The sequence below is a fragment of the Blautia sp. 210820-DFI.6.14 genome, assembly GCF_020558815.1.
Lineage (GTDB): Bacteria > Bacillota > Clostridia > Lachnospirales > Lachnospiraceae > Blautia_A > Blautia_A obeum.
In genome coordinates, this window is the sequence record NZ_JAJCKS010000017.1 from 60285 (window position 1) to 76924 (window position 16640).

9 protein-coding genes are annotated in these 16640 nt (G+C 40.1%); all 9 read left to right on the forward strand.

The features are described from left to right. Positions 1-46: 46 nt before the first annotated feature. Positions 47-487, forward strand: a complete 441-nt coding sequence (locus tag LI112_RS12315) for an NUMOD4 domain-containing protein (protein ID WP_144368566.1) — start codon at positions 47-49, stop codon at positions 485-487. A 29-nt stretch (positions 488-516) separates the two neighbouring features. Next, entirely contained in the window at positions 517-765 is a 249-nt protein-coding gene (locus LI112_RS12320) for a hypothetical protein (protein ID WP_144368567.1), read from the forward strand. 35 nt (positions 766-800) lie between these two features. Then, the gene (locus LI112_RS12325; protein WP_227190821.1) at positions 801-1640 is read left to right on the forward strand and encodes a hypothetical protein; all 840 of its coding nucleotides are present in this window, start codon (positions 801-803) and stop codon (positions 1638-1640) included. Next, complete coding sequence (locus LI112_RS12330) at positions 1637-2779, forward strand: radical SAM protein (RefSeq protein ID WP_227190822.1); 1143 nt, start codon at positions 1637-1639, stop codon at positions 2777-2779. The genes LI112_RS12325 and LI112_RS12330 overlap by 4 nt, the downstream gene beginning before the upstream one ends. Before the next feature lie 65 nt (positions 2780-2844). Beyond that, the gene (locus LI112_RS12335) at positions 2845-8418 is read left to right on the forward strand and encodes a family 20 glycosylhydrolase (RefSeq protein WP_227190823.1); all 5574 of its coding nucleotides are present in this window, start codon (positions 2845-2847) and stop codon (positions 8416-8418) included. Positions 8419-8610: 192 nt separating this feature from the next. Next, entirely contained in the window at positions 8611-10341 is a 1731-nt protein-coding gene (locus LI112_RS12340; RefSeq protein ID WP_275204443.1) for a class I adenylate-forming enzyme family protein, read from the forward strand. A 65-nt stretch (positions 10342-10406) separates the two neighbouring features. Next, complete coding sequence (locus LI112_RS12345; RefSeq protein WP_227190824.1) at positions 10407-10820, forward strand: hypothetical protein; 414 nt, start codon at positions 10407-10409, stop codon at positions 10818-10820. 147 nt (positions 10821-10967) lie between these two features. Beyond that, the gene (locus tag LI112_RS12350; protein ID WP_227190825.1) at positions 10968-15644 is read left to right on the forward strand and encodes a Cna B-type domain-containing protein; all 4677 of its coding nucleotides are present in this window, start codon (positions 10968-10970) and stop codon (positions 15642-15644) included. 68 nt (positions 15645-15712) lie between these two features. After that, positions 15713-16640: DNA polymerase V family protein (locus LI112_RS12355; protein ID WP_227190826.1), on the forward strand; the 928-nt coding region annotated here is incomplete at its 3' end.

Consider the following 16640-nt stretch of genomic DNA (forward strand, 5'->3'; position numbering starts at 1 on the left):
CAGGAGTGTTAGGTACAACACCTCCGGATTTTAGAGGTGAAAAACTATGTGGAGAGACATCAAAGATTATGAGGGGCTGTATGAAATCAATGAAAACGCAGTCGTACGTCGGGTAGAAGGAAAAGGAATCGATGGACGTAAAGTGACTACGCATGTGGTTGTATCATCCAAGACAAGAAAAGGAACCCGCTATATTGCATTGTGGAAGAATGGAAACAGAAAGACATTCATGCTCCATAAGCTGTATGCAGAAGCTTTTTATATGTCCGAAAATGAAGCCTGCCGACGCCTTTACAAAGGCTTTATCGGTTATGGTCAGGCAGTACAGAATGTCAAAGATATTTTGCTCAAGAACCTGTCGGATCTGGAAAAAGAACAGTCGATTGGAGAGAACAGACACGATGAGATTCTGTATATCCAGCAGTTCCTTGATGAATTAAAAAATGACAAAGTATGCGGCGTGCGCCAGGTTGAAAATATTAAATAAAGCCGCGTGGAAAGGAGTAAGGAATAATTATGAAGAAGGTTTATGAAAAACCACAGGTATATATGGAGAGGTTTGAACTGAGTCAGAATATTGCACTTTGCGATTGGAAATTAGGTTCGGGTGATCCAACTAGCTGCAGAATTGAAAATGACAGATTTGAGGCTGATGGGGGAGATTTTACAGGAGGCTTTGCTACAGAAGGATTATGTGATTTCCCAACATCATCATATTGTTATTCAGATGGGTCAGGCACGCTTCCATCCATTTTTGTATCCTGATGAGTACTATTTATATTTATCTTTCATTTGCAGGCATGATTGGTTCTGTTAAAGCAGAAAATGAGATAAATGTAACCAGAAACTTTCTGCCTTTTTTGGAAGAACCCCAAAACACAGACTATTCTTTTGAGTATATCAGCTGCGAAAAACTTGGAAACTTGCAAGGGAAACTGCTTTATGCAGGAAAAGAATATGATGTTATTCAAAAAGAAAATGGAGACATTATCCGCGTTTTTAAAGATCATCAGGAAGATGATTGTGTGTATGGATATTCAAAATTGGTCCCATTTGAGAACACAGTCAAAATTTTCTATTTAAAAGGAAATGAACAGCATTTTGACGATACGAATAATAGTTTTTTCCATTCGAGTTGGGAACAGGTAATGCTGTGGAATAAAAGAATGATTCTGCATGCTGCACTTATTGATACTGTATATGGTGGAATCCTTTTTTCAGGAAAGTCGGGAGTTGGAAAAACAACCCAGGCAGAGCTCTGGATGCATTTGGAAAATGCACGGCAGATTAACGGAGACCGTCCGATCCTTTATCAAAATAATAAAGAGTGGTTTGGCTGTGGGTCACCGTATGCAGGTTCTTCTGAGTGCTATATCAATGAATGTATTCCGATTAAAGCTATTATTTTACTGGAACAGGGTGACAGGACAGAACTGCAGCAACTAGGTATTTCGGAAACTGTAAAAAGGATATATGCGAACTGTACAGTATACACATGGAATAAAGAATTCATAGAGAGAATCATAAATCTGATCACAGATCTTGCAAGTGAAGTTCCAGTCTACAGACTGGTAAATAAAGCAGACCAGGAGAGTGTTGAGACTGTTAAAAAAGAATTACTGAAGGAAGTTATAAAATGAGTTTTCCTGAAAGATATATCGTAGCACCTTTAACAGAAAAATTGTATCAAAAAGCAGAGAAAAACAAAATTCCGCTTCATGGAACCTTTGAATTGTCACCGATATGTAATTTTTCCTGCAGAATGTGTTATGTACGAAAAACGGCAAAAGAGATAGCTGCATCGGGACGAAAAATGATGACTCTGGAGCAATGGATTCATTTAGGACAAAAAGCACGTGATGCTGGAATGCTGTATTTGCTTCTGACTGGAGGAGAGCCCCTTTTGTGGCCAGATTTCTGGGAATTGTATGATGCCTTATATGAGATGGGACTTTTAATAGGAATTAATACGAATGGTTCTCTGATCGATGATAATGCGATACAGCGATGGAAAGAGCACCCACCATACAGAGTGAATCTGACCTTATACGGAGCCAGCAATGATACATACGAAACATTGTGTCATACCAGAAACGTATACAGTGAAGTAAAAAAAGCAATTATAAAAATGGCTGAAGCTGGTTTAAATATAAAGCTTAACTGTTCACTGACACCGTATAATGCGGCTGACCTGCAGGAAATGGTAGCCTTTGCAAAGGAGAAAAAGATTCCATTGACTGTATCGACTTATATGTATCCGCCTGTCAGACGTGACGCCGGAATGACTGGGCAAAATGACAGATTTCGTCCGGAGGAGGCTGCATGGTATCACATGCAACGCTATTGTTACCAAAAAGGTGAAATGGAATATAGAGAGTTTCTGAAGAATATTCAGAGGAAAATGATAACGCCTCCGGGACTTGATGAAAAGTGTGTGAATCTGGAGAATGGAAAAGTACGATGCAGAGCCGGAACTTCGACATTCTGGGTCACCTGGGACGGATACATGACACCTTGTGGAATGATGCCAGAACCAAAAGCAGATCTGCAGGAAAAATCGTTCAATACAGCATGGAAACAGTTACTTGAGGTAAGCACGAAAATTCACACATCCGGTACCTGTGAAATATGTAAAAATCAGAGGATATGTCATTCCTGTGCAGCGATGGCCTATGCGGAGACTGGAAAAACTTCAGGAATCCCTGTGTATTTATGTGAAATGATGGAGGCTATGAAACAAATTGCTCAAAGGGAGCTGATATCCAGAAATGGAGAATAACTGTGCAGATATCTTGAAGTACAGTTTTTATATAGATTCTTTAATAAAAGTTAAGGAGGATGACTATGAAAAGCAAAGTAAAACGAATACTGTCAATTGTCATGACAGTGTGCATGGTGTCTACGATGATTCCTCTGACTGCTTATGGAGCAGACGTTGATTTTGGAGATGATACGACTGTGGCAGCAGAGGAATCAGAAGACAATATATCTGCTTCAGATCTGGAAGCAGATGAAAATGAGGACTCCGCAGATGTGTCTGTGGAAGAGGATGACAGTGAAATTATAGATGAAGCAGAAGAAACAGAGGACGAAGATTTTTCTTCAGATACATCAGAAGCACTTTTTTCAAGTGATGAGCAGGCCGTTGATGTGGGAAGATCTTTAGCAGGATACAATTATTCGATTGCAATGGTAGACTGTGGACGTAATTATTACAGTGTTGAAAGTCTGGAAAGTATTATCGACAGTGCATCGGATGCTGGTATGCATTATGTTATGCTGGCACTGGGAAATGATGGACTTCGATTCCTTTTAAAAGATATGTCCTTAACTGTTGGTGATCAGAAATATTCAAGCTATGCAGTTACAAAGGCGATTCATGAAGGAAATGAAAAATATCGTAATTTTGAAGTAGATGAACTGACAGAGCATGATATGGAGGCAATTTTATCATATGCAGGAAATAGAGGAGTAGAAATTATTCCTCTGATCAATACACCTGGACATATGGATGCAATCCTGAATGCAGCAACCTCATTGACAGGCACGAATTGTGCATACAGCAGTTCTGCACGGACTATTGATGTAACAAATGGTACGGCAACTGCATTTACGCAGGCTCTTTTGCAGAAGTATATCAGCTGGTTTGCATCAAAAGGATGCACCATGTTTAATATGGGAGCTGATGAATATGCAAATGATGTAAACGGTACACCACATTTTTCTGATCTGATACGAACAGGTGCATATAGTAGTTACATTACTTATTTAAATACAGTTGCTGGAATGATTGAAAATGCCGGTATGACTCCAATGGCATTTAATGATGGTATTTATTATAATAAGCAAACTGGCTATGGAACTATTGATAAAAATATCCTTGTATGTTACTGGTCATCTGGTTGGAGTGGATATGATGTTGCGTCAGCAGAGTACTTGAGCACTCAGGGATTTAAAATGATCAATACGCATGGTGACTGGTATTGGATTGTTGGAGGAAATAAAGTCACAGCAGATAAGGCAGTACAGTTTAATGTAAAATCATTTCCGGGAAGTACGGTAGCAAATCCAAATGGTGCAATGTTCTGCATCTGGAGTGATTATGCATTTGACAGAGATTCATGTGCGACAGATGCAGGAGTGGCAAATGCAGTATCTGGCATTATTTCAAACTTCGGTTCGACTCTTCCGGATACAACTGCAAGAGAATCTCATAAAAACGTAACAGTAGCAGATGAAGCTGTGCCGGAGATTGCGTTTAATGGAACTCTGGAAAAAGGTGGCGATACTTCTGTTTTATCAATGACAGATAATACAGAAGTATGTTGGACAACAAGTAATAAAAATGTCATTATGTTGGAGCAGAATACAGAAGAAAATTCTATCAGTACCAATGCTTTGACAGATTCTGTCATTGGAAATAGTGTAAAGGCTATGGTAGTCGGACCTGGAAATGCAACAATCACTGCAGAGACAGCTACCGGAATTCAGCATACACAGGAAGTTAAGGTAGAAGACGGAGGAAACAGCGGAGAAGCCCGGACAGAAGAAATTAAACTCAAGGTTGGAGAAAAAACTACCAGAGTGCAGTCTGGGGTGAACAATGAAAAGAACTGTAACACAGAGAATTATGATGAGGGAATTGCAAAGGTTGAAGTAAAAGGCGCAGATGCACAGGAAGGAAAAACAACCTATACATCTACAAGCGTTACTATGGGAAATCTGGCAGGAAACAATACTTCCTGGACAAAAACAGCATATTTTTATAAAACTGGGAATAATTATTATCCGGTGTATGCACGTAGAGTATATTACCAATACTATAATCAATACTATTATCAATACTATTATGAGTATGGCTATTCAAGAAATGATTCTGCATCATCTGTAAGCTCTTTAAGTAGTTCCTGGTATGATACAGAGACAGTTATGGTATATAGTGCAACAACATCCGAAGAAACTCCTGCTTCGACAACAATCACTTTCGAGGGTGTGATGCCGGGAACGACTTCTTATACGGTAGGTGAGACAGAGTATACAATTGTTGTAAGTGCAAAAGAAACAACAGAAAACAGAGTATTATATTATACTCAGAGTGAGAAACTTGATATTGAGGCACCGGAAGGCACTTCTGTAAGCTATGAAGTAACTGTTGGTAAAGATATTGTAAGCGTTGACAGTGATGGAACAGTTACTGCCGGAAGTACAGAAGGTTCTGCAACAGTTGTTGCAACTGTAAAGACTGTCAATGATGCAGTATATGCAGTCTATACTTACGAGTACAAAGTAACAGCAGAAGATTTAAGCAAAGTTACTCCATTGGAAATTGAATATTGGATTACGAATACGCATACGAAAGATGTCAATGAAAATGAGGAGTATTCTTTACTGGCTTCTGATGCATATACAGAAGAAGGTTTGGAAGTTAAAGATTTAATGCCAGAAACAACAGTATCTACTGGTAATAATCATACAGATTATTATTGGCAGTGTAGGATTTTGGATCGTTCTGTGAATGAACAGACAACTGCTAATGGTGACGATGAAACAACAAGCGGCCAACAGTTTACAAAGGTAAGATATTATGAGCAAAAATGGTCTGTTTATACGACAGATGGAGCTTGGACAGATATATCGGAGACAAATCAGCTGATAGCATATTATCTGGAAAAGGTGGATATATGCGATGAGGTTACAGCATATACTGCGGACTGGGGAACTATTGGAGATGGAACGAGTAATTGGGGATATTCTCCGGAAAGCACAAGATGTTCTTTGTCAGTGCAGGTTGTGTACGAGGATGCAACAACAAATCCAGCAACTACAAATGCAAATGATATTAAAAGTAAAACTATATTCTATTATGTAGGAAGTAATCGAGGCATTGGTACTGTTTTATTAAATGAAAATAGTGATTATGAAATTTATAAGGTTACTTCTGAAACAGGAACAGAAACAAGTTCAACAAGCGGAAATTATGTTACACTTACAAATTTGACCTTAGATAATAACGAAAAAACAGTATGGGAAGGAACTGCTGTTGAAGGAAAAGTTCCGATTCATAATGATAGCCAGAATCCAGACACATCAGATCCAAAAGATAATTTATATTGGGCAAAAGCTGGTGACGCGATTCTTTTACGTGTATACGTTCGTGCAAAGGTTACAGAGGATTCTCTGAGAGTACATTATATTGATCAGACAGATGGAAGCAGTGACAATGAATTCTACAACTACAATATTGCAGTAAAGAGTGGTACATTATTTGATACTTCCTTTGCATGGGATGAAGATAATAAACAGTTGGTAAGTAACACTGTTAAAAATATTAAGGGCGTAACCCAGACAGTACAGTGGGAACTGGCAAGAATGACGGAAATCGGTGCCCAATATCGTTATAGTACGTATGAATGTGTTGGTGCAAGAAGAAGTGATGATGGCAAAGATGTTTATATCTACTACAAATTTCAAAATTCACATTCCTTTGTAGTGGATTATGGACGGCCGTTAGAAATCACCGCTGAAGATCTGAAATTGGGCGATACAAGCTGGGAGGAATCAGAAGTATCGAAGGCCATGTATGGAGATGTGGATTTGGATACTACGAACCATGTTCTTGTATATACACCAAATAAAGTTATGCTCAGTGCAGAAAATTTAACATTGACTTTAACAGGTAAAGACAGCGAGGGAAAGAAAACACACGCTACTCATACGATTAATATTTATCCAGCAAGTACCGTGTACTATGAAGAAGGATTTTTGAAAACCGCAGGATTTTCCGAAGGCTCAAAAGGAAAGGATAAGCAGAATAAGGCTGTGTTAGGTGAGGATTCTTATAACTATGGTTATGATCCAATTTATAAAGACACGAACGGAAAATCGAATGGTACAGAGGCAGGAAGCAATAAGAGTGGTGATAGTGCAACATTCGACTTTACAGGAACTGGCGTAGATATTTATGCAAATACGACAGCGTCTACTGGCTCATTGACAATTAAGATAACGGATAGGTCATCTGGTGTAACTAAAAATATGGCAATTGTCAATACACAGATGAAGGGTGAAGAGATACAACAGGTAGCGACAGGATATAATGTACCGGTATTTTCTAAAACGAATCTGGCATATGGAGACTATACAGTTACAATTACTCACTCCATGAATGACAGACAGGTTAACATTGATGGTTTCAGAGTATATAACACACTGAAAGACAGCACAGTTTATACAAATGACGAGGAAGATAATCCGAGTTTCCTGGAAGTCAGAGACCTGCAGTTTGGTACGCTTACCAACATCGTAGATTATGGTAAGGACGGCAGAAACGTTTATGCTGTAGGAGAACAGGTTTACAAAGATATTACTGCAGATGTGACGAATGCTAATGCGGTAATTACAGTAAATGGAAAACCAGCGGATGAAGCAGCTCAGAAGGCACTCTACGAAAAGGGTCCGAAGAATGAAGTTTATCTTGCAAAAGGTAGTTCATTGACAATCAGTGTAAATACAGCGAGAAAAGTTCAGCTTGGATTAAAAGGTGTAGATGGATCAACAAGTTATTCTCTTAACACTGGAAAGAATGAAACAGTTTCTACAGTGGATATGTTCTATACGGTAAAAGAAAAAGGTGAAGCAGAGCAACGGACAATTACAATCAAAAACACAGGAGATCATATTCTGTCTGTTACTAAACTGAAAGTATGTGACGATCCAAATGCTCTTCAGCCGCTTTCTGTAGACAGTGTTGTATCAGCATTGTATGCAGCAGGACTGAAAGATCCAGAGCAGCCAACCGCTACTCCGACACCGACCGTAACTGCAACCGCTGCACCAACCCAGAAACCAGTTCAGCAGATCAAGCTCGCAACACCGAAGCTTGGAAAGGTCGTTTCCGCAGGATACAATGCTCTGAAACTGAACTGGAGTAAGGTGAACGGTGCTAATGGATACCGTGTATATGTAAAAGTCAACGGACAGTGGAAAGCACTTGGAAATACCAAGAGTACAACCTATGTTCATAAGAAACTGGAAACAGGTAAGAGCTATACTTATACGGTAAAAGCATACAAGAATACCAAATCTGGTACAGTTTGGAGTTCTTATGACAAGAAAGGTATAACAGGCAAAGCTGCCTTAAGTGCACCGTCACTTCGTAAAGCAAAGAGAACTTCTGCAAAGAAGGCAACTCTTTCCTGGAAGAAAGTAAACGGAGCAAGTGGATATGTTGTTTACCGCAAGACAAACAACGGAAGATGGCAGATTGTCAAGAAAATTACCAAAGGAAATATAACTTCCTTCACAGACAAGAAGTTATCTAAAGGTAAGAAGTATACTTATACAGTAAGAGCTTACCGCACGGTAGGAAAGAAAAATATCTACAGCGGATACAACAAAAAAGGTCTGAAAGTAAAATAAGATAGGACTTAACCCAAAAGGGTCTGGCGAACAATGCCAGACCCTTTTTGAATTTCGAAAATAATTAACGAAAACCTCATACTTTAGTAGGAAGTAAGTACACTCATTAGATAGTAGAATCTAAAAATGTATAAGTAGCTTTAATGCGACTTGCGTTTTGAGGAGAAAGAAAAATATAAGGAGGGTGTGAGAGTGAATTGTGATAAGAAGCTGAGCGAGGAGCGGCGCTGGATGCAATATTATCCGGAAATGATGCTGCGGATGATCCAGAAGCCGGATTGTACTGTGTGGGAATATCTGGAACGCCATTGTCCGGGAATGGATGTGGCTGCAATCCATTATTATGGAGAGGATATCACCTGGAAAACGGTTTTTGAAGAATCAGAAAAGTGTGCAAAATCGTTAAAGGCAATGGGATTTGGTGAAGGAGATCAGATACCGGTATTTTTCCGACTTGTACCGAACTTTATCTATCTCTTACTGGCAGCAGAAAAAATTGGAGCATCCCTGCTTTGCAGAGATAACACACTTCTGGAGAATGTAGAGGCTGTCAGTAAAGCGGATGCAAAAGCAATTTTCGCGCATGATTTTCTTTCTAAGAAAGAGATGAAAGCTTATTGCGAGAATGCAGGAGTGAAGAAAATTATTCTTCTTGACCCGATGTATTACGGGGATCCGAAGACACTTCCGGATTACATAAAGGCATCACTGGATGAATATTATCCGCGGGTTACAGCTGCAGGTGACTGCATTATGAATTGGGATAAGTTCCTCAGTTTAGGTGAATATTACGTGGGTAAAGTAGAAGTGGAAAAAGATCTTTCAAGACCACTGTTTCGTGCGTACACAAGTGGTTCAACCGGACCATCCAAGCAAGTGATTCACTGTGCAAACAGTATTCTTGGAACTATCTGTCAGATGAATTTTTATGGTGGTTCAGATGATTTTCGTCCAACCTGGATGGTTACCTGTCTGCCGCCTGCATTGGTTGCAGTTGTCGTTTCGATGGTATTGCTTCCATTATCTTCCAATAAGCTTTTGATCATGGATCCATTTGTGGATCCGGAGGATGTTGATTTGGAAATGATGCGTTATCGTCCGAATGGATGGCCGATGATTCCGATGTTTATTGAAATGATCATGCGAAATGGACGAGTTCCGGATGATTATGATATGTCACATCTTCTGGCAGCAGGTGCCGGATGTGAGGCGGTAAATAATAATCAGCTTGACCGCGTGCAGAGTTTCCTTGAGAAACACAACTGCAAAGCACGTTTTACGGTTGGATATGGAAGTAGCGAAGGCGGCTCTAATCTGACATTTCAGATGGCACCCAAAGCAATTCATAACGGAAATGTTGGTGTACCAATGCCATTGAATGATATGGGAGTATTCAAGCCGGGAACGCAGGAAGAACTTGGATATAACGAAATGGGTGAGATTTGTACATCAGGACCGGGAAATATGCTGGGCTATGATCGTAGGAGTGCAACGGCCAAAACACTTCAGACGCATGCAGATGGAAAAATCTGGCTGCATACCGGAGACATCGGATATGTAGATGAAGATGGAGTGTTCTATGTATTAAATCGTGGAGCTGCACATCGTTTTGGCGGGGGAGAACTTGCAGTTCTTCCAATGGAAAATCGACTTGCAGATGCAAAAATCAAAGGCATCAAAGATGAATTTTTTGTTTTGATTGAAGATGAGGATCATGATGGATATTTTGTTCCGTATCTTTATGTTGTCCTTGAAGACGGATACTCCGTAGAGGACATTACTGAGGCTGTACAGTTTTGTCTGGAACCGTATATGTTTCCAGTTGAAATATTGGCAATTGATGAAAGACCATTCTTCCATTTTAAGACAAATCGTATTGAATTGTCGAAGGAATTGAAGAAAAAGAGTTCAATTGCAGAATAAATCAGGTTCTGTAAACAGAAAACAGATGGAACTGTAAATTTAAATAAGAAAGAAGGAGAAAAGGAATGAGTAAAAAATTACACTCAGGTCTGAAGCGCACACTGGCATGGATGCTGGTTGTAGCCCTTATGGTTCAGGGCTGTATGGTTGTTTATGCAGATGATTTTTCCAGCGAACCGGAGGCGGTCGTTTCAGATGAAAGTTCTGATGAAGATGCCAGTGCAGAAAGTGACCTGGAAATTACTGAAGATGAAGATACATCAGCAGATGTAGAAGTGTCTGAAGACAGCGACGAAGATATGGATTCAGATGTAACTGTAGAAGAAGAGCAGGAAGATGAAGCCGGAGTAGATGCGTTCTCTGACGGAAGTAATGTCGCAACATTTTCTGATGGCACAGAGGCTGTTGAAACTTTTACTGCTAATGGAAACGAAAACATTCATCCTGAAGATGACACTACAGATTCTGAAGGACGTTGAGTTGGACATGGTAAGGTTGATATTGCAGGAGGACAGCAGTACAGTTATACGCATTTGTATGACTCGCAGGGATATGTCAGATATGCAGTAGGAACTTATCCTGCAAATGGAAGTACTATAACGCTCAATGTTGGAGACCAAAGAGGAATGATTTATCAGTCGGTATATACCTCTACATCTTCGACATATACAGAGGTTACGAAGGCTAGATGGACAGCAGTTAGTGGCAACCAGAGCAATACTATTTACGGAGTAACATGGTCCAGCGATGATGAAAACATTGCGAAAGTTGTTTCTGGCTCATCCTATGGTCCGTATACAACTGGTATGTGGGTTCAGGGTATTAGTGAGGGTACAACAACTATCAGATCTACATGGACACCTGGAAAATATTATAAGGAAAAGGTAGGAACTATTACTAATTCATTTACTGTTACGGTTACGAAAGCAGCAGATACGACAGATATGAATAAGTCCTTTACATTACATGGAACAGCAACTACTCCTTCATTGACAAGCAAGACTACAACAAATGAAGAAAGCTTGTGGGGTAGGACTACAGGAATTACTTATAAGTGCCCTGCTGAGGCAAAAGGACTGGAAGACTGTGATGTGAGTTGGAAAGTGTGGTCAGATACAGGACTTATTGTGCATAGATTTGTTATTGACTTTGGTGAGATGGTAGGTGAAACCACACCATCATCAAGCAAATATACAGCATCGCCAGGAGATAGCATATCAGATAAGTTTGTACGTCCCGTAAATGCTCCAGAGGACAGCATTACTATAAGTTCTGTTTCATCTGATACAACTGGCTTTATGAAAGATGGAAATGTTGTATTTAAAAAAGCATTTGATAATGGCGGAACAGCACTGCATGTTTATCTTGTTGGTGTAAAAGATAAAAAGAAGATCGACTGTTCAAAGATTAAATGGACAAGTAGCGATGATAGCATTGTAAAAGTTTATCAGGTGAATTCAGACAGGGTTCAGTTGAAAGCTTATAAAGTTGGTGGAGTTACAATGACTGGTACCTATCAGGAAACTGATGAAGAAGGAAATCCAATAGGAACTCCATTGACAACTAGTTTTCGTGTGTTTGTTAAGGGATTTTACATTGACGAGTCAGTTGGAAGCGATGGAAAAACTAAAACGGTTGAACTGTCTCTTGATGAAGAAGATGATGCAAAAACAAAAGCAATTAAATACAAATTAATTGATGGTAGTGGTGAAACTGGTGAGGCAGCGACTGCTGGATTAATTTTCTGGAGGATTGATAAGCCAACCGTTGCAACGGTTGACTCCGATGGTATTGTAATAGCTAAATCAGCAGGAGAAGCTACAGTAACAGCGGAATGTGAAAGTTCAAGCACAAAGGATACAGTTAAGATTATTGTTAAAGGATCAGGAAGCCTTGCTTTTGATGCTTCAGAATATAACATCAAGAAAACAGGAACTGCCACAATTAAAACAACAGCAACCTCTAATGGCACTACTGTAAAAAATCCTGAAATCACATGGACAAGCGATGATGATGAGATTGCAACAGTAAGCGGAGGTAAGATCACAGGTGTCAGCGAAGGTACAACAACAGTAAGAGCATCATGGACGGCTGACAATGGAAAGACTTATACAAACAGTGCAACTGTAAATGTTGTATACGATGGTCTGTATTTATCTGACGCGCAGAATGAAGTAACTATGCCTCAGGGAAGTAAACAGGAAATCGTATGGACAATTCAGAATATGGGGAAATATTCCAAAGGTTCTACTGGAGAAGGATATAATCCGTCCTCTGATGTAACTTGGAAATCCAACGATGAAACTGTTGCAACTGTAGATTCTGCTGGTGTTATTACTGCCTGCAATCTTGCAGAAGGTGAAACAACAGCAAGTACAACGGTAACAGTAAGCTACAAAGGAATAAAAGTAAAAGATATCACAGTAAACGTAACCGAAAATCAGAATGTTGTTGTAAACGGCGATCCGGTAGAAATTGCAGGAACGAAAGGTGAAAGCAAGACAAACAGTAAAGGTGAAGACGTTACAGATACATGGAAGATCGGTTATCATGAAAATGGTCATGGAAGTCTGAATGCTCAGTTCTATGGAAACGGTAAAGATAACATTGATATTGTAAGTACTGAAGGAGCCAAAGTAAGTGTTACAGGAAGGACTCCAAGCAGTGGATATATCTATCTGAGTCATAAATATTATGTAGCAGCTGGAAATAAACAGCTTTGTGGTGTATGGCAGACCATTGCAATTAAAGTTAATGGTGAAGCCGGACTGTATCTGGATAAATCTTCCGTATCTATGAAGATGGGTGAAGCTGATACAGCAACCATCATGGGTACTTATATTAAAGCAGATGGAACAGAACTGGGAAGCGATTACTGGGCTAATAAGAGCAATCCGAAGCTTTCCAAACTTGAAATGGTTGATGGAGACACCAGCATTGTTACAGCAGAAGCAGATGAGAAAGATGGAAGATTACTGCACCTTACTGCTGTTTCTCCTGGAAAAACGACAATTACGATTAAGTGCTATCCGTTTGAGCCTACAGCAACTTGCAATGTAGAAGTAACATCTGACGCAAGACTGGTTCTTACTCCGGCAGATAAGCTGAGCGTAGTACAGGGTGATACAGCGACGATTGAAGCAAAAGCATGGGATGGTTCTGCATATGTAGAAAATCCTGAAATTACATGGCAGAGCTACAATACGGCAATTGCAACTGTAGATGACAAAGGTGGAGTTACAGGTATTAAAAAAGGAAACGTTGGTGTAGCTGCAACATGGAATGGTGTCACATCTGATCCGGTACAGGTTACGGTAGTTCCAAGTAGAAATGTCTCTCTGACAACAGAATGGAATGACAGTGACAACCAGGATGGCAGTCGTCCTGAAAAAACAACTGTTCAGTTGACTGCAAATGGACAACTGACAGGTGAACCTGTAGAACTGAATGCAGACAACAATTGGACATATGAATGGAAACAGCTTCTTGCAGAAGATGAAGAAGGAACAAATATTGTATATCGTGTAACAGCAGATGCCCCAGAAGACTATACTGCAAAAGTAACAGGTAGTGCAGATGACGGATTCGTTGTTACTTACTCACATGAAATTGCAAAAACATCCGTTACAGCATCCGTGGAATGGGATGATGCAGATGATAAAGATGGAATCCGTCCGAAGTCTGTAAGCTTCCAGCTGAAAGCAGATGGCGAAAATGTTGGTGATGCTATTACTGTGAATGCTGGCAGCAACTGGACGAAAACCTGGGAAGATCTTCCGGAGAAAAAAGCCGGAAAAGCACTTACTTATACAGTAGAAGTAAGTGACATTCCAACAGAAGAAGATCAATATACTGTAACAACGAGCGGTGATGCAGCAAGTGGATTTGTATTTAAAGCATCTCACGTGTCGACATCTGTTGAGATTCCGGTTTCTGTAACATGGGATGATGCAGAGAATCAGGATGGAGCGCGTATCGAAGCAGTAGAAGCAGAACTTTATGCAAACGGAGAAGCAACAGGAAACAAAGTGACTCTGAATGCAGAGAACAACTGGACAGCAAAATTTGCATCTGTAGATGTGAAGAAAGACGGAACAAGAATCAAATATGAAGTAAAAGGTACAGAGGCAGATGGATATGATGTTTCTGTAGCTGGAGATATTCTTGATGAAAAAGGTCTTGTACTCACTTATAAACATATTCCGGCAGTGGTAAATGTCAGCGCAAGAGTATCATGGAATGACGCAAATAACCAGGATGGAATCCGTCCGACAGATACACTTGTTCAGCTTTATGCAGACGGAACTGCACTTGGTGACAAAGCAGTTATTGAGTCAAATAAAGAATGGACAAAGACCTGGTCAAATCTTCCGAAATATAAAGCCGGAAAAGAAATTGCTTATAATGTGAGCGCGTATGCTGTTTCCGGATATACCGTAAAAGTAACCGGTAATGTTTTAGAGGGATATAAAGCAGAGTACACGCATAATGTACAGAAAATGAATGTGACTGTTCAGAATGCATGGAATGATCTGGATAATGTGGTGGATTCCCGTCCGGCTCAGCTGGTTGTTGAAATCTATGCAAATGGAAAGACAACAGGCAAGAGAGTAACTCTGACAGAAGCAAATAACTGGAAAGCAACCGTTTCGGGTCTTGACAGAAATGCAGCCGGAAAACGAATTCAGTATACCGGCAAGGCAGTTGGAACTCCGGCAGGATACAATATTTCCGTAAGTACAGATACAAATGGAAATATTAAATTAATCAGCAACTTTACAACTTATACGAAAAAGTTGCGACTGAAACTTTCCAAAACATCTTATGTATATAATGGAAAGAATGCAAAACCAAAGGTTACTGTGTATAACGGAAGAAAGAAAGTAAGCAGCAAGTATTATAAAGTAACTTATAAAAATAATAAAAAGGTCGGCTACGCAACCGTGATCGTTAAAGGCAAGGGCAAATTTGCAAAATACGCAGGCAAGGCAGCCTTTACGATCAAGCTTAAGACATTGAAAAAACCTTCTGTTAAAAAAGGTGCAAAGGGAACATTGAATGTAAGCTGGAAACGTGACGGACAGGCAACGAAGTATGTTGTACAGTACAGCCAGAGTAAAAAGTTTAAAGGTAAGTCCACAAAAACTGTAACAATCACGAATAATAAGATTGGAAAGACTGTTCTGAAGGGGCTTACAGGCAAAAAGAATTATTACGTTCGTGTACGCAGCTGCAAGGCCGTAAACGGCAGGAAAATCTGGTCATCCTGGAGCAGCAGATCATCAAAGGTTAAAGTTAAATAAGAAATAAAATCCATTTATGTGTCAGGGGCAGCCGGGTGCTGCCTCTGAAAACGAGGAGGAAGAAAGAAATGTATAGAAAATGGCTGGGATGGAAAAAGGTTGCCGTATGCCTTGTTGGTGCTGCAATGATCATGCAGGGCGCAAGCATTGCCATGGCTTCTGACGAATATCCTACGGAACAGGAAACCACAGCTTCTGACGAAAATGCACAGGAAAGCACAGATACAGATTCTGAAGAAAAAAATACTGACGAAGAGGAAACAAAAGCGGACGAAGAAAAAAGTTCGGAAGAAACGGATTCTGAAGAACAGGATACAGCAGAGGATTCTGAATCAGAAGCTGGCAGTGAAGATGTTGAAAAAGATGCAGAAGAAACAGATGTAACAGAGAATACGATTGACCCGGAGGAGACACCGGAAGAAAGTGAAAAAGTACTTGCAGCAGAAGAGGCTGGTACAGCGGCAGAAGAAACGGGTCTTGCTGTTTCAGGTACAGTCAGTCATATTGACTTGTCAAGAGTGGCATCTGCTTCATTGACGGTTGGAGATAAAACTTTAACTCAGACAGTAGTCTTTGATGAAGGAGATCTTGGAAACATTACAGTTTCTCCGGATTATGTGGGAACAATCGTTATGGGACAGGGACAGATCCACATTGCAGGAGTCTTTCCGACAGGGACATATGCCTGCCCGATTGAATACACAGTATCTATTACAAAAGATGTGACATTTACAGATCCGGAAACGGGAAAAACATATACACAGACAATGACATTTACTTCGTCATTCAATTATTGGGATGAAAGTAATATGTGCCCGAGCCTTGGGGGAAGAGAATACTGGTCTCATGGATTTGTGATTCCGTGGTCCGGTATGGATTTCTGTTTTGGAAGTGCAAGTGATGTGATTCCGGCACCAAGTGAAGCTCCGAAACCAAGTGAGGCACCAAAGCCAAGCGAAGCTCCGAAACCAAGTGAGGCACCAAAGCCGAGCGAAG

Coding starts and splice junctions, on each gene's coding strand:
- LI112_RS12315 (WP_144368566.1), top strand. CDS start 47: ATGTGGAGAGACATCAAAGATTATGAGGGGCTGTATGAAATCAATGAA.
- LI112_RS12325 (WP_227190821.1), top strand. CDS start 801: ATGATTGGTTCTGTTAAAGCAGAAAATGAGATAAATGTAACCAGAAAC.
- LI112_RS12350 (WP_227190825.1), top strand. CDS start 10,968: ATGATTTATCAGTCGGTATATACCTCTACATCTTCGACATATACAGAG.
- LI112_RS12320 (WP_144368567.1), top strand. CDS start 517: ATGAAGAAGGTTTATGAAAAACCACAGGTATATATGGAGAGGTTTGAA.
- LI112_RS12335 (WP_227190823.1), top strand. CDS start 2,845: ATGAAAAGCAAAGTAAAACGAATACTGTCAATTGTCATGACAGTGTGC.
- LI112_RS12330 (WP_227190822.1), top strand. CDS start 1,637: ATGAGTTTTCCTGAAAGATATATCGTAGCACCTTTAACAGAAAAATTG.
- LI112_RS12345 (WP_227190824.1), top strand. CDS start 10,407: ATGAGTAAAAAATTACACTCAGGTCTGAAGCGCACACTGGCATGGATG.